This is a genomic window from Kosakonia oryzendophytica, assembly GCF_027886705.1.
GTDB lineage: Bacteria > Pseudomonadota > Gammaproteobacteria > Enterobacterales > Enterobacteriaceae > Kosakonia > Kosakonia oryzendophytica.
This window is the reverse complement of sequence record NZ_CP115659.1, coordinates 2,274,270-2,292,661: the sequence shown is the minus strand read 5'-3', so window position 1 is coordinate 2,292,661 and position 18,392 is coordinate 2,274,270. Positions and strand designations below refer to the sequence as shown.

Below are 18,392 nucleotides of genomic sequence, written 5' to 3'. Positions count from 1 at the left end.
GGCAGACAAGACGCGCCAACCTTTGTCAGAACGTTTCCCAGTCGTTTTCACTGCCTTCTGCTTTTTGAACTGGAGTGCCGCCTTTACTAACGGGCGCAGAAGATGGCTGCTTCGTTGAGTATGACTTGCCGCCAAGATCAAAAACAGCGATGGTTTTGGCTAAATGCTGGGCTTCCATTTCCAGCGCTTCCGCACTGGTTGAGGCTTCCTGCACCAGAACAGCGTTCTGTTGCGTCACACCATCCATTTCGTTCATGGCTAACCCTATCTGGCTTATCCCCCGGCTCTGCTCATCAGAGGCAATGGATATTTCCCCCATCAGCGCGTTCACCTGTGTTACTGAATGGATGATGGTTTCCATTGCCTCACCGGCCGTCGTCACCAGTTCTGAACCGGCTTTAACACGGGAGACCGATTCACTGATCAGTGCTTCGATTTCTTTCGCCGCCTGCGCGCTCCGCTGCGCCAGAGAGCGAACCTCGCTGGCAACTACAGCAAAACCGCGCCCTTGTTCACCAGCCCGAGCGGCCTCCACTGCCGCGTTGAGCGCCAGGATGTTGGTCTGGAATGAGATGCTGTTAATTACCCCTGTAATATCAGATATTTTCCGCGAGCTCTCTGAAATACTCTCCATGGTGTCCACCACCTTGCCCGTCAGAGCGCCCCCCTCTTTGGCGATATTCTGTGTCTCTTCGGAGAGCTTTCTGGCCTGCTGAACGTTTTCAGCGTTATTTTTCACGGTGGAGGTCAACTCTTCCATACTGGCGGACGTCTGTTGTAATGCAGCGGCCTGCTGATCAGTTCGCGCCGACAATTGCTCATTCCCTTCACGGATACGACTGGTGCTGGCATACAAGCTGGAGGAAGTATCCTGAATCGCGGATACCGTTTCGCGCAGGCTATTCTGCATGCTACGGATATAGGGAATTAACTGACCGGCGCAGTTACGACCAAAATCGTTAATCTCCACATGCAGTTTGCCCGCTTTCAATACCTCAAGATGATTTTTGATGTAATTAAGCGGCGTCGTCAGGAACGTTACCAGGTAACGATCTGTCAGGAAAAGCGTAATAATCCCCGCCACCAGAGCACTGAGCAGTATGATTCGGTTTTGTGCAATGGATTCATTTGCCCGATCCAGCATGACGTTGGATTGAATCGCTTTTGTATATTTTTCCGCTGTTTCACCGAACTTAACGCTTAATGGCGGATACGTGCTGCGGAAAATCTGTCGGAACTGATCCTGCTGGTTGTTGCGGGCGGCATCAAGCATGGGTGTAATGGCGGAGAGCAATGCTTCCCAGTCGTTGATCATCGCCGCAGAGAGATCAGGACTGACATCAACATGCTGGGCATTGCGAAACTGAGTGAGCATCTCCTGGCTGATTTTTAACGCTTTCTCAGAAGAAGCAAACGTTTTCGCAGCATCGTCAACTTTACCGTCCTGCTGGAAATCCATCGCCCTCAGCATACGCGTTACCGAGCGGAAATATTGATCATTACCTTTGACCAGCAGAGCATACGTCGCTTTTTGCTGAGAGCTGTTTTCCAGCAGTGTCTGCGTATCTGAAAAACTTTTCAGTGTTAATCCCGTGGCTACCCCCCAAATCAAGGTAAAAATCGATAAAATAATCAATAACATCTTTCTTATGGTGATATCTTTAAGCAGTTTCATTCTTCACTCCAGGCTGCAGTATGATGGTCATATTCTTATTGTTAAACGCATAAAGCGGGTCTTATTGCTTGTGGGAACTGAAAAACACATTTATAAACAGAACAATATTTAACGTCGACGGCTCGCTACTGCTCTCTCCTTCAGGAAATGCCTAACCAACAATAAGTAAGGACATCTTCCGGAGAATGACCAAAGCAATGCCAGCCTGATATCGCAGTTATCGGCGAGAGTAAAAAGAGGATTAGCTGAAGCGAGAATAAATTTGATAGCGATCAAGCAAATAAATTACTTTTCTCTTCGATAACTATTTTTATCTTAATTAATGTGCAACCGATAATGCGCACTTTACGCCTCACCGCACTGCAATAGATAAATTTTATTAATGTAAATGATATGCCCCGCTAATATTTATTGCGGGGCAGCGGTGGAATTATTTAATCATTGCCAGGTCATTTGCGATATCACGACGGCGGCAGTTATCGGCAATATCGCGACCAGGGCGTGCGGGTGCCTGCAGCGCTTTTTGCAGATACATTTTCGCTTCGTCTGTTTTTTTCTCTTTTAGCAGAAAATCACCATAGAAATAATTGGGATCAATACCATCGGGGTTGATCGTAAGCGCTTTTTTTAGCATTTCGTCCGCTTTGTCTTTATCGCCAAAACCTACCGGCCAGCCGGGCACCTGGTAGTACAGCGCGCCCAGACTGGTCCAGGCCGATCCCTGAAGCGCGCCAGGGTCGATGGCGATCGCTTTTTCCAGACTGCCCTTAGCCTGTTTAACCAGGCTCAGAGCAGACAATCCCCCTTTCGCGCCAGCCCAACTGCTGTCGACGATCCCGGACCAGATAAGCAGCGTCGCATCCGCATCGTTCTTTGCCCGACTAGCCTCATGCGCTCGCTGGCTCAACGCGCTGAAACACCCCTCTTTTTTGGCTTCCAGCGTCTGATACTGGCAAACGGACCAGTCATGCTGTAAATCCATCAGAGTGCTCTCTGCCAGTGCGCACGCCGAAGCGGGCGTCAGTAGCGCAACCATAAAGGCATTCATGACTTTCATTCACTCTCTCCACCGTTTGTGCGACGGGCGAACGCCCGGATCACGGGTAATTTTTTACCTAATGCGCCGTCCACCACCGCCGGAAACCAGGCATTAAGTTTGACGAACAACCGTTCCATTGCACCAAAGCGATATCGCTTTTGCTCCGTTTCAAGCAGCCGGATAATCCGCGCAGCAACAAAGCCGGGGGAATCCATGCCATTCCCCAGCTTACGGTTCAATGCATAGACATCTTCATTGTTCAGCGACGTCTCCGTTGCGCGTGGGGCGGCATACAAAACGGAAATACCGCTACCCTGTAACTCCCGCCCCAGCGCTTCGGAGAAACGATGAATAGCGGCTTTCGTTGCGCTGTAAACACTCCAGGCAGGGTGCCCAATTTCGCCGAAGATCGAGCCAATGTTGAGGACGATACCGCCCGGGTTAATTTCCGACAGCAATGCGCGTGTCAGCAATGCCGGTATTTCAATGTTGGTGCGGATCTGCTCGCGGATATCCTCAAACGAGTGCTGCTCAAATAACGCGAAATGGCTGCATCCTGCATTGTTAATCAGGATGTCCAGCTTGCCATTCATATTGAATGACGAGGCTAACGCGCCAATTTCGTCATCAGAATAGGTCTGCATTACCGCGATAGCGTGGCGTTCCGGATGAGGCAGATGCTGCCGAAGGAGTTGCATTGCCTGCTCATTACGCCCGACAAGGCAGAGTTTCGCGCCTTTTTTTGCCAGCGCCAGCGCTAACGCCTGGCCGATTCCGCCACCTGCCCCGGTCAGCAGCACCGTTTTATTCGTCAGATCCACGTGTGTTACTCCCCAGTTGATTAAGCATCTGTCCATATAGCTGATACACACGACGCGCCGTATGGATAATCGCAGCCTGATCGCCCTCATCTGTCACTGTATCCATCAGCCTGGCAAAAAATTGCAGATGCCCTTGATCGAGCTCACCGTGCGAACGCAGATAGGTGGTAGCCGCTTTCGGCAGACCCAGCGTATGTTCAACCTGTGCGGCTATCGATGAAGCGATAGAGACACTGGTGCCCTCCAGAACCAGCACCATGCCAAAAAGGCTCATCGGATTGACCCATTCAATGCGGTAATAGAGAAAAGCCACCATCATCTCAATAGGCAGGCAAGGCGTGCCAGACCTGACTTTCTCCGCATCACCGCCGCAAGCGCGAATGTCATTCAGGATCCACTCCTGGTGACCGTATTCTTCTTCAATATATTCAGCAATTGCCCCACGAACCGACTCCTGCGAGGTTGGAAGGCGGCTACCTGCGCACATCAGCAGGGGTACGGTGTGACTAACGTGATGATAAGCCTGCGTCAGAAATTCAATGTACATCTCCTGCGATATATCACCGTCACGACAACGGGCGATAACCGGGGAGGCAAGCAAAGCCTGACGCTCCGCAGCGGTCTGGTGTTGTAATTGCTCATAAAAGCTCATGATTTTCCCCTTCACTACAGGTCAGGATCTGCTGATGCAGAGATTGCCAGATGGCATTACGACGCGGGCGGCCATTGGCTGTTAACATTCCGGGTAATGAAATCTCAGAGGTGAACAGCAACCGGTGCAGTTGTGCGTAATCCGGCAATCGGGCGGAAAGCGCGATCAGTTGCTCACGTGCCTCCTCATGCTGCCCGTCAAAGGCATCCACCAGCGCCACGTTACGCGTCAACCCGTCACCAAACACGACGATGCGGCGCACGGACGGGCAAGCCATCGCTTCCGCTTCCGGCCACTCAGGGGAGAAGTTGCGGCCAAACGCATTAATTTGTACGTTCTTAAGCCGACCATGAATATGGATGAACCCCTCCTCATCCACTGTGCCCAAATCCCCGGTGGCGACAGTTGCTGATGCGGCTTCTGCGCCCAGATATCCCAGCGCATTGGCAGGACTGGTGACGCACAATTGTTGGTGTTCATCAACCGATACGTCGATACCCGGTAACGGCCTGCCAACGCTCCCCTTCTTCGTGACGCCAGGCAGGTTAAGTGAAACAACGGAACCGCATTCTGATAACCCATACCCTTCAAAAACCGGCAGGCCGCTGATGGCCGCCAGCGCCATTAATTGCTCAGATATTTTTCCGCCACCGGCAGCGATAAAGCGTAGCGATTGCGTACACTCTGGCATCTGGTAACGCAGTGCGAACACCACCCGTAATAGCTCCGGCACCAGCACCAGGCTTTGCGGACGCCAGATCAGGAGCGCCTGTTGGAACTGAGCGGAATTAAAACGGCTGGAGCCGTCAAAACCGACCTGTGAAGGTGGCAGTACAATGGTGGGCACGCCGAGCACCAGTGGGATATAGATACCGCAGAGGTTTTCCAGAAGAATACTGAGCGGCAACGTAACCATATGTTTTTGAAGACTAAGTGGTGTCAATTCGGTCGCCAGCGTTTGCGCCGTCCACAGCAAACCGTGCTGGCTCAGGCAAACGCCCTTTGGCTCGCCTGTCGTCCCGGAGGTATAGGTCACCCTTGCCGTGCCAGGGGGTAATGGGTTGGGATCAACCACCACACGGGTTTGCAGTTTGCCAAACGGGAAGTCATGAACCTGCCATCCCTCCATCACCTCATCACTGAGCCGGGCATCAATAGAGGCGGATGACAGCACCCAAGCCTTTTGAGCAGCGGTAAAAAAGGACGGCACCGGAACCATCACGATCCCGGCCGCGTAGCAGGCAAGGTCGAAAATGGCCCATTCAGGACTGTTTTCTGACTCTAACGCCAGGCGTTTTACCCCCAGAGAGGTTAATTGCCGGGCAATCTCTTCAACCGCCTCATGGTATTGTCGCCAGTTCCATTCACGGGTTTCACCGTACAGGGCGATAGCGTCGGGTTGGCAGGCAGCCTGCTGCTTAAGCAAGTCCGGAAACATAGGATTCTCCTGTAGCGACGGTCCAGGGGGCATCAGGTAAATGGATAAACAGGTTCAACAGCAGACTGGTCTGGCTCAAGGCGATATGCCCCCCCGCCAGTTCACCGGCCATGATGTAAGGGTCATGCTGATAGTAGTCTCCCCACTCCAGCGCAGCGTCACCCAGCCGTTCGGGGTTAGCCGGGCTAAGCGGAATGGGTTGCAGGTTAAGTCGGTGAAAGGTATTGCGGATTTTCCGGGTACCGGTAAAAACAATCCACGTATAGTGGTAGCGATTCAAAAGCAGGCAAAGAGCAGCATACATCACGCGCGCAGACGCGCCATCGCACGCTGCAAAATTACCCACTTCGACGATTGTCCCGCGTTCCACAGGCATGGCAATCTGCGAGGACAACAGCGTTTCCACCGGTTCATCGAGATAGTGCTCCAGATAGAATGCCCCCTGCGGAGCGGTCTGGATGCCACAGGCTGCTTTTAACTCACCCGCTGAGTCATACAAACCAAGTAGCCAGGGCATACAAGCGGAAAGCGTGGCATGGTAAACCTGAGAATAGCTTTCACGAATCAACAGGGAAATATCATTGTGTTTGGAACCGCCAGGTAACCATTTTAGCGTGTAAGGCGACATTATTCTCATATAATAACCTCAGAGGGAACAATATCATCATCGCGCGCTATTATTAGGCCAACCTTAAGATAAATAACTTATTCAAGAACAGTTTTCTTAATATATCTTAATATTCAAATCCCATAGCCTGGTAATATTTCTCACCATGATAAAATGACAACGATTAATTTCCAGAATACCAAAGCTGTTCCTGTAACCTCTTATCTATCTCATTTTGCGAGGTTTATTGCATTGTAAAAGAGGCAAAGGGAACCAGCTTCTCATTTTTAATGGGTGCGCACATTCAGGACGGGCCATTGCGGCAGACAATGGCAAATATCGATTATTCAGATTATCCCGCGAGCATTGCAGGTTTTCCTTCGAACAGGCCCGACTTATTTTGAGTTCAGGGTATTGCTGTCTGAATTTATTCAGTCAACGCAGCAAATCAAAACCGCCGCTGAGATAAACCGTATCTGACACTGAATTGCGCAGGATAACACCGCCCCTCGAAACGGTGAAAATCATAGCCAGCGTTACCCGACAGTGTTTCAGGCAAGGCCTGGTTGTTAGGCTCTGAACCAGCTTGCAACCCGCCGCAAGCCGGTCAGATTGGCGCAACACGCTACAACCAGCGACCGGTTTTGTTGCTGTACGTTTCCCATTCCCGGCCAAACAGGCTGTGCATCGCCGCCTCCTCAATCTCAATATGCAACGCTGAAATCAGGGCAATCAGGACAGGGGTAGCAAGCACGCCTGCGGTGCTACCCAACAGTATCGCCGCGCTGAGATGAATACCCACAAACCCGAGGTAAACCGGGTTGCGCGAGAAGGCGTAGCACCCCATGGCAGAGCGACGTTCCCGGGGGTCACACCGACGCATCCAGCGAGGCTTTTAACCGTACAACCGCTTCTTTCAGGTTCGCTTCCGAGACACTCACGTAAGACATACGCAGCGTGGAATGATCGGGTTCCTTACAATAAAAGAACTCCCCGGGAACATAAACAACACCATTATTCAGCGTTTTTTGCAGCCATTGCGTGGTATTCAGTTCGTATTTAAATCTTGCCCATAAAAACATACCGCCCATCGGCTGATGAAACGTCAAATGGTCGCCCAGCTCCTTTTCAAGGTGCTGAGATAACGTCTGGCATTTCTGTTTATAAGCATCACGGATCAGCGCAATTTGCCCGCTCAACCGCCCTGTTTGCAAATAGTGCCAGGTTAAGGACTGCGATAAGGCGCTGGTATGCAAATCCGTCGCCTGCTTAAGATTTACCACCTGGCGTTTCAGCCACCCCGGTACCACCAGCCAACCAACACGGGTTCCCGGCGCAAGGATTTTTGAAAAAGTGGAGGTATAAATCACGTTGTCGCTGTTATCCATCGTCTCCGCCCAGGCTTTGAGCGGCGTAAAGGTTTTATCAGTGAAGTTAATTTCGCCGTACGGATCATCTTCGATAATAACGAAGCCGTAGCGCTTCGATAATTCCACCAGTTGCTTACGACGAGGCTCAGCCAGCGTCACGCCGCCGGGGTTGCCAAACGTCGGGACGATATACACCGCCTTCACCCGCGTAGTCTTCACCAACGCCTCCAGCTCGTCGATGATCATCCCGTCACCATCAGTGCCTACCGACATCAGATTGGCTTCCGCTAACTGAAAAATCTGCAACGCCGCGAGATAGGTCGGCCGCTCGACCACCACCACATCGCCGGGATCGATCAGCGCACGCGCCAGAATATCCAGTGATTGCTGAGAGCCAGACGTTACAACCACATCATCCACATGACAGTGTATTTGCCGTTTGCTCAGCAACGAGCAAATGGCCTCACGCAACGCCGGGCTCCCCTCGCTCAGGCCGTACTGAAACGCCTCTTTCCAGCCACTGGAAAGCACATTATCCATCGCGATTTGCAGCCCTTCGCGGTCAAACAGATCGGGATCAGGAATACCGCCGCCAAGCGAAATAACCCCGTCTATTTTGCTGTGTTTCAATAATTCCCGGATTGCCGATGACTGAAGATTTTGTACTTTTCTGGCAATGTTATTGTGCGACATCTTCCGCTACCCTTTACCCTTTTTTGTTGTCTCTCAGTGTTAGTATCACATGTCAGACTTTTTGATAATCATTTTCTGCACGGCAATAATAGCGTGTCGATCAGGGTGAATATGATGAATGATGACGCTAAAAATAAAGAATAATGGAGAGACCGGCCTGTTTGATTAATGTAAAGACGCTGCGTTTATTAACCAGATATGCGGCTCGTCAGAAAAACACCCTGACAAACGGGCAGGGACATAACAGCACGTTAATCAGTTTAACGAGTCGCTATGCAAACGACAGTGCAAAAGGTCACCCTTCATCAACGTTCTTTTGCAAATTATCACGGCCGATCCCGCCGATAAACGGCAGCCGTAAGCGTAGCGGGGTCAAATCCAGTCCCACATTCAGACCCAGCACGTTGAGTTCGAATCCCTCTTCAGCACCCAGCGTAACGCCTGCAACACCCAGTAGCGACAGCTGCACGCCGCCCCCCGATGGCGGTAAACCCACGGGGTCACGCAGTGAGCGGAAATCCTTGCCCACCGCATTCGCCGGCATATCCAGTTTCAGCGCCGGCACGTTGCGCCCGATATGAGCAATAAATGTATTGCTGTTCGGCCCCGGCCAGGCGTGATAGGTCTGCGGCCATGGATAAGTACGGATGGCCGCTTCAATCTGTGGAATCATCGCGGCAGCCTCAGCTCCCCGGTGTTCAACCAACAGGCGGGGTTGTGCACCATACCAGTAGCCATCAGCCAGGTTGCTATTGCGCCGCACTTTATCACCCGCCCCCCAACTAATAACTTCGTAACGGCTATATTCCCTTTCCCCCGCGCGCTTAAAGATGATCCATGGATGCACTGCGACAACACCTTTCCAGCCCCATGTTGGCGCGGCATAGACCTGAACTATCGCCAGTTGCGCATTTATCCGGGCATCGGGTGCCATACCCGCGGAGTCACGGCGAGCAGACCACCAGCCCTCCTGTGCCCGCGATTCACGATGATGCATGGCCTGGGCAAGGCTGGCGATAAGTGACAGCAGAACGAGGCAAAAAAAGCTAAGACAGAGCGCTTTTATCGGCATCATGGCAATCAACACTCAGAGGAAGAGACATACAGGCGCCTGGCTATTTTACGACCGTTTTGTTGGGCATCAATATGCGCGGTTCCGCAACTGTATTCCGCAAACATCGCGCTATTCTGTCCGGCAAGCAGAAATGGCGACAGTCTGCCCATCCCTTTTGGCTTACCCTTCGGCTGGAATAATCGAGATATGCCCGCTACGCTCCAGAATCGCATATTTTATTTTACCTAGCTCGGTGATCCCCTGACTCTGGCGCGCAGCAACCAAAATATCATCGCAGGAGACATCCACTTTTTGCAGTTTGTCCATCAATGGAATGCCGTTTTCCACCAGAATGACTGGCGTGCCGTCCATCACCGCTTCTGCGCCGGAAATATATTTTTTCATCAATCCAAACAGAATATCGGCCGTCACCAGCGTAATGATCGTCAGCATGGCGCCAGTCACCGAAAAGTCATTCCCCAGTAATGCCTGCTGCGTCGCCTCGCTGATGATCAATAATAATATCAAATCAAAACTGGTCATCTGTAACAGCGCACGACGACCCGCCACTTTAAAAACAAGCAGCAAAATAAGATAAATGGCCAGGGCCCTTAGTACCATCTCCATCGTCTTCTCCTAAGGAAAAATAAACTGCCAGAAACGGACTTCAGGCTCATCATTCACCTTTACCGTATTGACTGCTTTCCCTGCCGTAGAAGGGGTTGCGTACACCCGGACGCTGAAATCACGCTTGCCAGCGACATCGTTATAGACAAGATAAAGCGTCTGCCCCTGACTGAACATGCGATCCGGTTGCGGCCACACGCTACCCGGTTGAAAACGTTCATTGAATGCGCCACCGATGCTGAAGAGATAAGTATCGGCTATCAGCGATTGCGGGGAAATTTTCATTCTGAACTCATTTTGCAGGCGGCCAACGCGTTCATATTCCACTTTTAGCGAGTGCGTGCGGTTCATTTTCGTCGCCGAACTGATATAGCCGCCGGAGAAAAAACCCATCAATGCAGCACCAATAATGCTTAATAACAGAACAAACCCAATCCGCCGAAACGTCGATTCAAAATTAAGCGCGCGCACACTTTCTTTCACACCGGGCAGCCGCTCATTATTACATCCCATTTGTCACCTCGCCGTTTCGCTGATTACCTGTCTGGCGATGAGTTGCCGAAACAGGACATTCTCCTGCTTTACCAGATTAAAGAAATAGTAAGCCGCTTACGGTTGTCGCGTGACGCCAGATAACCCGCAAAAGAGAAATACTCTTTGGTGTTTTCTTATCCAACAACGGGTTACAATTTGCCGTTTCGTTGAAAATCAGGAACATTCTGAATGCATTGCCACCGATTATTAGCAGACTAACTAGCGTAACGAGTATGCATTTGCATGCCCTCAGGTGCAGACCGGATTTCCTGTTCCTGAGGGTTTTTCTTTGTCAGATTTATCTTAAACGCGTTAAAATAATTTATATTTTCTCCCGCAAACATTCATACACAGGGAAAAGACAGCCCATCACCGTTGCGTTTTGACAGACTTTCCGGACTGTTATCATCTTATTTTCCCCTGCAATGTCCATCAACGCATCATTCAACGCACTTATTTTAAAAGGTATATTTTCAGCGAGCCCCGACAAATTAAGTAACGCACCCACAAACGGGATATCACTATTTGATGCTCCTTACCATTCCGCGCTCCGCTTTGACATATTCCTCTCCCCGACTAGAGTTAGATACCGAGGGCGACGACATGGGTAGTTAAATATGTCGTTATTTAAACAACGAAACTGGAGAAATAACATGGCTGAACATCGTGGCGGTTCTGGTAATTTCGCAGAAGATCGTGAAAAAGCGTCTGAAGCAGGACGTAAAGGTGGTCAACATAGCGGCGGTAATTTTAAAAATGACCCTGAACGTGCTTCTGAAGCCGGTAAAAAAGGCGGTCAACAGAGCCATGGCGGCGGCCGCAAATCGGGTGAGTAGTTTCTAATTACCACGGCTTTAAACACTTGCAAAGTATTTGCAATGACGGCGAGCCGTTAAGCGGCTCGCTACTATTTCCTGTTCAATAAAAGGTGATAATTTATGCAGGTTAATTCTCTTACCGATCTATTCATTCATTCTTTGTCCGATATTTATAGTGCTGAAAAACAGCTTTCTCGCGCATTATTGAAATTATCGCGAGAGGCATCAAACAGCGAATTATCCAATGCATTTAAAAAGCATTATGAAGAAACTCAGGGGCAAATTGAACGCATCGATCAGCTTGTTGAAGCTGAGCCTGAAATGAAGATTAAACGCATGAAATGCCATGCAATGGAAGGGCTGATTGATGAAGCCAATGAAGTTATCGACGCCACGGAAAAAGGCAGTGTGCGTGACGCTGCATTGATTGCGGCGGCGCAGAAAGTGGAACATTATGAAATCGCCTCGTATGGCACATTGTGTACACTGGCCAGTCAGTTAGGGCTGAAGAATGCACAAAAATTACTCTCTGCAACGTTAGATGAAGAAAAAACCACGGACAGTCTGCTGACCCAGATCGCAACATCGACCATTAATCAAAAAGCTGAAGTTGAATAACCCCTGACTTTAATAGCTATGCGACGACATTAATCTTCTCTGCTAAGCACATTAATTACTGAGGAATGTATCATGACGCCACAAGAAAATTATCATGACTGGCTACGGGATGCGCACGCGATGGAAAAACAAGCAGAATCTATGCTTAATGCCATGAGTAGCCGTATCGATAATTACCCTGATTTGCGCGCGCGAATCGAGCAGCATCTGACTGAAACGCAGTCACAAATTAAATTGCTGGAAGAAGTCATTGATCGTAACGGTATCAGTCGCTCGTTATTAAAAGATGCCACCAGTAAAATGGCGGCAATGGGACAATCTATCGGCGGTATGTTTGCCTCCGACGAAATTGTCAAAGGTTCTATCAGTAGTTATGTATTCGAACAATTTGAAATTGCCTCTTATACCTCGTTAATTGCTGCTGCGCAAAAGGTCGGCGATACCGCCAGTGTAGAAATATTTGAGCAAATCCTTGCGCAAGAAGAAGCGATGGCAGATTGGGCACTGACACATTTGCCTGTTGTCACTGAACAATTTTTACTTCGTGATGCAGCAGACGGCGTCGAAGCGAAGAAATAACCACCACGCAACCGGAGGTTTTATGTTTCGACACGTGAAACAATTACAGTACACCGTCAGGGTCAGCGCACCTAATCCGGGGCTGGCGAACCTTTTGCTCGAACAATTCGGCGGCCCTCAAGGTGAACTAGCCGCCGCTTGCCGTTACTTTACCCAGGGATTGGGTGATGAAGATGTCGGGCGCAAGGAGATGCTCATGGACATTGCGACCGAAGAACTGAGCCATCTGGAAATTATTGGCTCGCTGGTCGGTATGCTCAATAAAGGGGCAAAAGGCCAGTTAGCGGAAGGCACGGAAAATGAAGCCGAGCTTTACCGTTCGTTAACGGAGAATGGTAACGACAGCCATATCACCTCGTTACTGTACGGCGGTGGCCCCGCACTGACCAATTCCGCGGGGGTGCCCTGGACGGCAGCCTATATTGATACCATTGGCGAAGTAACGGCGGATCTGCGCTCTAATATTGCCGCAGAGGCCCGGGCCAAAATCATCTATGAGCGCCTGATCAATGTCACCGATGATCCCGGCGTCAAAGACGCGTTGGGTTTCTTGATGACGCGCGAAGCAGCGCATCAACTGTCATTTGAGAAAGCGCTCTATTCCATTCGCAATAATTTCCCGCCGGGCAAATTGCCACCTGTTGAGCAGTACACCCACGTCTATTACAACATGTCGGAGGGGGACGATCCGCGCGGCAGTTGGAACAGCGATGAACACTTCGAGTACGTTGCTAATCCGCAACCTGCGGTTGACGGCGGTGATGGTCTGGCAACGGTGACGCTCAGTAAGGAGCAGGAAGCGCTGGTGAAAGCGATGGCTAAACGCACCCAATCCGATCCTGCCGTCGACCCACTAACCGGTGCAGAACTGGGTAGCGGCGAGCCCCGAGAGGAATAACCATCCGTATTGCTTACGCTACACACCCCTTAAACAAGGGGTGTTTTTTTAGAAGGTAACCCACATGTTTGCATGGGATGCGTTTCATCTGGCAAGACTACAGTTCGCCTTTACCGTCTCGTTTCATATCATTTTCCCGGCCATCACCATCGGTCTTGCCAGCTATCTTGTGGTGCTGGAGGGGCTCTGGTTAAAAACACGAAATAGCGACTGGCGTGCGCTCTACCATTTCTGGTTAAAAATATTTGCCGTTAATTTCGGCATGGGCGTGGTGTCAGGTCTGGTGATGGCCTACCAGTTCGGCACCAACTGGAGCGGTTTTTCACAGTTTGCCGGCAGTATTACCGGCCCGTTGTTGACCTACGAAGTGCTGACCGCCTTCTTCCTCGAAGCCGGTTTTCTCGGCGTGATGCTGTTCGGCTGGAATAAGGTAGGTCCAGGCTTGCATTTTTTCGCCACCTGCATGGTGGCCCTCGGCACGTTGATGTCCACCTTCTGGATCCTGGCATCCAACAGTTGGATGCACACACCGCAAGGCTTCTCCATTGAAAACGGTCAGGTCGTGCCGACTGACTGGCTGGCGGTCATTTTTAATCCCTCTTTTCCGTATCGCCTGCTGCATATGACCATTGCGGCGTTTCTCAGTAGCGCGCTGCTGGTCGGCGCTTCAGCAGCATGGCATCTGTTGCGCGGCAGAGACTCTTCCGCCATACGCAAAATGCTGTCAATGGCGATGTGGATGGTGCTGATTGTCGCGCCCTTGCAGGCCTTTGTTGGCGATATGCATGGTCTGAATACCCTTAAACATCAGCCCGCGAAAATCGCCGCCATTGAAGGACATTGGGAGAATCCGCCAGGTGAAGCCACACCGCTGATCCTCTTCGGCCTGCCTGATATGGAACAGGAGCGCACCCGCTATGCGGTGGAAATCCCGGCGCTCGGCAGCCTGATTCTCACCCACTCATTAAATGAGCAGGTTCCGGCACTGAAATCCTTTCCCAAAGCGGAACGGCCCAATTCCACCCTCGTTTTCTGGTCATTCAGGCTGATGGTGGGCATGGGCGTACTGATGATTGTTCTGGGTCTCGCGGCATTATGGTTGCGATACCGGCGTCGTTTATTCCACGCCCGGCCTTTTCTTCATTTTGCGCTGTGGATGGGGCCAGCCGGTCTGGTGGCAATCCTCGCCGGGTGGGTGACCACTGAAGTGGGGAGGCAACCCTGGGTAGTGTATGGGCTGCTGCGCACCGCAGACGCCGTGTCTGCGCACAGCACGCTGCAAATGAGCCTGAGTCTGCTGCTGTTTATTGTGGTCTACAGCTCGGTATTCGGCGTGGGTTACAGCTATATGCTGCGGCTGATCAAAAAAGGGCCGCATCCGATCGACGAGCCCCCGGAAGATGGCAGACCGGCGCGTCCGTTGTCTGCCACCGGGGAACGGTTACAGGGCGAGGAGGATCACTAATGGGTATCGACTTATCACTGATCTGGTTTGTCATTATCGTTTTCGCCACGCTGATGTACATCGTAATGGACGGTTTCGATCTGGGGATTGGCATTCTTTTCCCTGCGATTCAGGATCCGCTTGAACGCGACATTATGGTGAACAGCGTCGCTCCGGTATGGGATGGCAACGAAACCTGGCTGGTCCTGGGCGGCGCCGGACTCTTTGGCGCATTTCCCCTCGCCTATGCGGTGATTGCCGATGCCCTGGCGATTCCTCTCACGCTGATGTTGATCGGGCTGATTTTTCGCGGCGTTGCGTTTGAGTTCCGCTTTAAAGCAACGCCCGCTCACAAATCGTTTTGGGACAGGTCTTTCTTCGCGGGCTCCCTGCTCGCCACGTTTACACAAGGGATCGTTGTCGGCGCGGTGATCAACGGTTTCCCTGTCAGCGAGCGCACCTTCAGCGGCGGTGCTTTGGACTGGCTTACGCCGTTTAATCTGTTTTGCGGCATCGGGCTGGTTGTCGCCTACGCCATGCTCGGCTCCACCTGGCTGGTCATGAAGAGTGTGGGGAATTTGCAGTATACGATGCGCACAGCTGCCAGGACGCTGCTGCTCGCCTTATTGCTGGCCATCGCCGTTATCAGTATCTGGACTCCGTTGGCACACAGCGATATTGCCCTGCGCTGGTTCAGCCTGCCCAATCTGTGGTTTTTTGCCCCCGTTCCGTTACTGGTTGTGATACTGAGCCTCTGCCTCTGGCGAATGCTGCAACAGCCCCACTACCACATGTTGCCTTTTATCCTCACGCTTGGGCTCATCTTTCTCGGTTTCAGCGGCCTTGGCATCAGTATATGGCCGAATATTATTCCGCCGGATATTTCACTGTGGCAAGCCGCCGCTCCGGCGCAAAGTCAGGGATTTATGCTGGTAGGTGCACTGCTGATCATTCCCCTGATCCTGGTATATACCTCATGGAGTTATTACGTGTTTCGCGGGAAAATTCATCCCGGGGAGGGATATCACTGATGTTAAATAAACCTCAGGCCACCGCCAGAAAAGTGATGTGGTTTATTTTTTTATGGTTCAGTAGCGTGCTGGCACTCTTTATTGCCAGCACATTGATTAAACTTCTGATGTCATTCGCCGGTCTTCGTACTGGCTAAAAAAGGTTATTCCCTGGCCTCACCGAACCCGGCTAATAACATGATTAATGTTCCCATGGCATAACTTGTCGCTTGCTTAATAATCGCTTCACTGTCGCCGTCAAAATGCTTCACTTTCGTCGAAAGCGTATTGTCGGGAAGCTGCCATGCAAACCAGATGGTGCCCACTGGCGTGCCATCTTCTCCCCCCTCCGGCCCGGCATAACCACTTACCGCCAGGCTGACATGCGCCCCCGAACGTTGCTGTGCACCTGCGGCCATCTCTTTTACCGCCTGTTCGCTCACCGCCGTGTGCGTTGCTATCGTCCCGGCGCTGACCTCAAGCAATCGAATTTTCGCCTCGTCGGTATAGGTGATAAACCCGCAACCGTAGAACGCCGGAGTATTTTCTGCCGCGCACAACGCAGAGGCTATCAGTCCGCCGGTACACGACTCCGCAGTCGCCAGTTGCAACTTTTTTTCCTGTAACAATCGCCCCAGTTCATTGGCGATAGATAGAGACGGTGTCGTCATCACTTCCTCCCTCTGTGTAAATAGGGCGGTGCTCACTTCCACCGCCGTGAAACCAACTTACAGTGTCGCCTTTGCGGCGCTCATGCCTGGCACCAGGATCACCTTGCGGCACTCTTCCTGGCGTTTTTCGAAGATTTCATAACCACGCGCAGCCTCTTCCAGCGGCATATGGTGTGTGACGATCTCTTCCGGCGTCAGATGCCCTTGCTCAATGAGGTTAAGCAGATCCGGTAAGTAAGCGTGAACATGCGTCTGGCCCATTTTAAAGGTGAGGCCTTTATCAAAGGCGTCGCCGAACAGGAAACCATGAATAAACCCGGCATACACACCAGGCACGCTGACAATTCCACCGCGGCGCACAGCAGCAATACACTGTCTGAGCGCTTTCCCGCTGCTGCCTTCGATTTTCAAGGTGCTTAGCACCGTTTCGGTCAGGCTCCCTTTCGCTTCAAAGCCAACGGCATCAATCACCGCGTCCACGCCCCGATTGCCCGGCGTCTGCTCAATTATCCAGGCGGCAGGATCGTCGTTTTTATCAAAGTTAATGGGAATTGCGCCGTAGCGTTGCTGTGCGAACGCCAGCCGGTAATCATTATGATCAATGATAAAAATCTGTTCTGCGCCATTCAGTCGCGCGCATGCCGCCGTCAGCAGTCCCACCGGCCCTGCACCGTAAATCGCAACACTTGAGCCCTGTTTGACCTCAGCATTTTTAACTGCCTGCCAGGCCGTAGGGAGGATATCGGAGAGAAATAAGACTTTCTCATCCGGCAGGGTATCCGGCACTTTAAATGGCCCGGTATTGGCTTTTGGCACCCGCACATATTCGGCCTGACCGCCGGGTATCCCGCCATACATATCGCTGTAGCCAAAGAGGGCGGCAGGCGGCGTAATGGTTTTGCGGTTCAGCGTCGCGCCTTTGCCACTATTGGTCTTTTCGCACGCAGCATATTGTTGCAGACGACAGAAAAAGCAGTCTCCACAAGCGATAACAAATGGGATAACCACGCGATCGCCTTTGCTGACGGCTTTCACTTCGGGGCCTGCCTCAACGACCTCCCCCATAAATTCATGCCCGAAAATATCTCCATGATGCGTGCCGGGTATTTTGCCGCGATAAAGATGCAAATCGGAACCGCAGATCGCGGTTGCCGTCACGCGCAGGATGATATCGTCCGGCGCGGCTAAAGCCGGATCGGGCATGTTTTCAACTTTCACACGATGCGGACCATGCCAGGTAAGTGCTCTCATTGCGTGTTCTCCCGTAAATAACAAGCCAATACTGACTGACGAAGCCGTAATAAAAATGAGCGAGCATAAACACAAAAATAATCATTTATGCACTCACTACCTTTTACTGAATGATAAAAACATTGATGCCCTGACTATTTAAAAATCGCCATGCAAATCATCAACACCCTATAAAGAATAGAGCAAAAACAAGATAACAACAGAAACGAACATGCTTAGAACAATAATACAAAAACAACAAGCGCAACGGCGTAAAAAATAAATCATCACCTGATAAAAAAGAAAATTTTCGCTCGCTTTCTTTTTTTATTATCGGGAACATTCACGAAGGGTTATTAACGGACAGAACCAGCGGCGTTTCTTTTTTCCCGTCACTGTCGACTCACATTTATCAGTACGGTATTCACGTTATCTATGCTTAGAAAGTGAGCAAAACATTCACCACCGCAACAGCACTTTGATGAAGAGAGGGCCATTATCCTGGCGCAGGATGGCGCTGAAAAATATTTACGCCTTAAAATAACGACTTAATGAACTGACTAAAAAAGAAGTGAAAACTGGCAGGAAACCAACCGCTTCATAATTAAGGAATA

Annotated in this window: 20 protein-coding genes; 7 read left to right on the top strand and 13 right to left on the bottom strand. The window is 51.1% G+C overall.

The genetic code is table 11. The features are described from left to right. Nucleotides 1-25 precede the first annotated feature (25 nt). From O9K67_RS11200 to O9K67_RS11145, 11 genes are all read right to left on the bottom strand, one after another. Complete coding sequence (locus O9K67_RS11200; RefSeq protein ID WP_061496350.1) at nucleotides 26-1,675, bottom strand: methyl-accepting chemotaxis protein; 1,650 nt, start codon at nucleotides 1,673-1,675, stop codon at nucleotides 26-28. Between the two features lie 430 nt (nucleotides 1,676-2,105). Continuing rightward, complete coding sequence (locus O9K67_RS11195; protein ID WP_061496352.1) at nucleotides 2,106-2,732, bottom strand: tetratricopeptide repeat protein; 627 nt, start codon at nucleotides 2,730-2,732, stop codon at nucleotides 2,106-2,108. Then, nucleotides 2,729-3,535 (bottom strand): SDR family oxidoreductase, encoded by an 807-nt coding sequence (locus O9K67_RS11190; protein ID WP_061496354.1) that lies wholly within the window; start codon nucleotides 3,533-3,535, stop codon nucleotides 2,729-2,731. The genes O9K67_RS11195 and O9K67_RS11190 overlap by 4 nt, the downstream gene beginning before the upstream one ends. Next, nucleotides 3,519-4,187, bottom strand: a complete 669-nt coding sequence (locus O9K67_RS11185) for a TenA family transcriptional regulator (protein ID WP_061496356.1) — start codon at nucleotides 4,185-4,187, stop codon at nucleotides 3,519-3,521. The genes O9K67_RS11190 and O9K67_RS11185 overlap by 17 nt, the downstream gene beginning before the upstream one ends. Next, complete coding sequence (locus O9K67_RS11180) at nucleotides 4,174-5,625, bottom strand: AMP-dependent synthetase/ligase (protein ID WP_061496358.1); 1,452 nt, start codon at nucleotides 5,623-5,625, stop codon at nucleotides 4,174-4,176. The genes O9K67_RS11185 and O9K67_RS11180 overlap by 14 nt, the downstream gene beginning before the upstream one ends. Then, nucleotides 5,606-6,262 (bottom strand): thermostable hemolysin, encoded by a 657-nt coding sequence (locus tag O9K67_RS11175; protein WP_061496360.1) that lies wholly within the window; start codon nucleotides 6,260-6,262, stop codon nucleotides 5,606-5,608. Before O9K67_RS11175 ends, O9K67_RS11180 begins: the two co-directional genes overlap by 20 nt. A 595-nt stretch (nucleotides 6,263-6,857) precedes the next feature. Continuing rightward, on the bottom strand, nucleotides 6,858-7,079 hold the full coding sequence (locus O9K67_RS11165) for a methyltransferase family protein (RefSeq protein ID WP_061496363.1): 222 nt from the start codon (nucleotides 7,077-7,079) through the stop codon (nucleotides 6,858-6,860). Between the two features lie 22 nt (nucleotides 7,080-7,101). Continuing rightward, nucleotides 7,102-8,295 (bottom strand): aminotransferase-like domain-containing protein, encoded by a 1,194-nt coding sequence (locus O9K67_RS11160; protein ID WP_061496365.1) that lies wholly within the window; start codon nucleotides 8,293-8,295, stop codon nucleotides 7,102-7,104. Between the two features lie 295 nt (nucleotides 8,296-8,590). Beyond that, the gene (locus O9K67_RS11155) at nucleotides 8,591-9,370 is read right to left on the bottom strand and encodes a DUF3750 domain-containing protein (RefSeq protein ID WP_061496366.1); all 780 of its coding nucleotides are present in this window, start codon (nucleotides 9,368-9,370) and stop codon (nucleotides 8,591-8,593) included. Between the two features lie 159 nt (nucleotides 9,371-9,529). Then, on the bottom strand, nucleotides 9,530-9,976 hold the full coding sequence (locus O9K67_RS11150; protein WP_061496368.1) for a DUF421 domain-containing protein: 447 nt from the start codon (nucleotides 9,974-9,976) through the stop codon (nucleotides 9,530-9,532). 9 nt (nucleotides 9,977-9,985) lie between these two features. Then, on the bottom strand, nucleotides 9,986-10,489 hold the full coding sequence (locus O9K67_RS11145) for a hypothetical protein (RefSeq protein WP_061496374.1): 504 nt from the start codon (nucleotides 10,487-10,489) through the stop codon (nucleotides 9,986-9,988). A 674-nt stretch (nucleotides 10,490-11,163) separates the two neighbouring features. Between O9K67_RS11145 and O9K67_RS11140 the strand changes: the two genes are divergently transcribed. The 7 genes from O9K67_RS11140 (at nucleotide 11,164) to O9K67_RS11110 (ending at nucleotide 16,035) form a co-directional block, all read left to right on the top strand. After that, complete coding sequence (locus tag O9K67_RS11140; protein WP_061496377.1) at nucleotides 11,164-11,346, top strand: con-10 family general stress protein; 183 nt, start codon at nucleotides 11,164-11,166, stop codon at nucleotides 11,344-11,346. 102 nt (nucleotides 11,347-11,448) lie between these two features. Continuing rightward, nucleotides 11,449-11,946: a YciE/YciF ferroxidase family protein gene (locus O9K67_RS11135; protein ID WP_061496380.1), complete on the top strand. Its 498-nt coding sequence runs from the start codon at nucleotides 11,449-11,451 to the stop codon at nucleotides 11,944-11,946. A gap of 72 nt (nucleotides 11,947-12,018) precedes the next feature. After that, the gene (locus tag O9K67_RS11130) at nucleotides 12,019-12,525 is read left to right on the top strand and encodes a ferritin-like domain-containing protein (protein WP_061496381.1); all 507 of its coding nucleotides are present in this window, start codon (nucleotides 12,019-12,021) and stop codon (nucleotides 12,523-12,525) included. Between the two features lie 22 nt (nucleotides 12,526-12,547). Next, nucleotides 12,548-13,423: a manganese catalase family protein gene (locus tag O9K67_RS11125; protein ID WP_061496383.1), complete on the top strand. Its 876-nt coding sequence runs from the start codon at nucleotides 12,548-12,550 to the stop codon at nucleotides 13,421-13,423. A gap of 64 nt (nucleotides 13,424-13,487) precedes the next feature. Then, nucleotides 13,488-14,888 carry a cytochrome ubiquinol oxidase subunit I gene (locus O9K67_RS11120; protein ID WP_061496386.1) on the top strand — a complete coding sequence of 467 codons (1,401 nt, stop codon included), beginning with the start codon at nucleotides 13,488-13,490 and terminating at the stop codon, nucleotides 14,886-14,888. After that, on the top strand, nucleotides 14,888-15,898 hold the full coding sequence (gene cydB / locus O9K67_RS11115; protein WP_061496388.1) for a cytochrome d ubiquinol oxidase subunit II: 1,011 nt from the start codon (nucleotides 14,888-14,890) through the stop codon (nucleotides 15,896-15,898). Before O9K67_RS11120 ends, cydB begins: the two co-directional genes overlap by 1 nt. After that, nucleotides 15,898-16,035 carry a DUF2474 family protein gene (locus O9K67_RS11110; RefSeq protein ID WP_134318085.1) on the top strand — a complete coding sequence of 46 codons (138 nt, stop codon included), beginning with the start codon at nucleotides 15,898-15,900 and terminating at the stop codon, nucleotides 16,033-16,035. The genes cydB and O9K67_RS11110 overlap by 1 nt, the downstream gene beginning before the upstream one ends. 6 nt (nucleotides 16,036-16,041) lie before the next feature. Here the strand turns inward: O9K67_RS11110 and O9K67_RS11105 are convergent, their stop codons facing one another. Both O9K67_RS11105 and O9K67_RS11100 read right to left on the bottom strand, forming a co-directional pair. Beyond that, complete coding sequence (locus tag O9K67_RS11105) at nucleotides 16,042-16,548, bottom strand: 2-oxo-tetronate isomerase (protein WP_061496390.1); 507 nt, start codon at nucleotides 16,546-16,548, stop codon at nucleotides 16,042-16,044. Nucleotides 16,549-16,605: 57 nt separating this feature from the next. Next, on the bottom strand, nucleotides 16,606-17,799 hold the full coding sequence (locus O9K67_RS11100; RefSeq protein ID WP_061496392.1) for a zinc-dependent alcohol dehydrogenase: 1,194 nt from the start codon (nucleotides 17,797-17,799) through the stop codon (nucleotides 16,606-16,608). Between the last annotated feature and the right edge of the window lie 593 nt (nucleotides 17,800-18,392).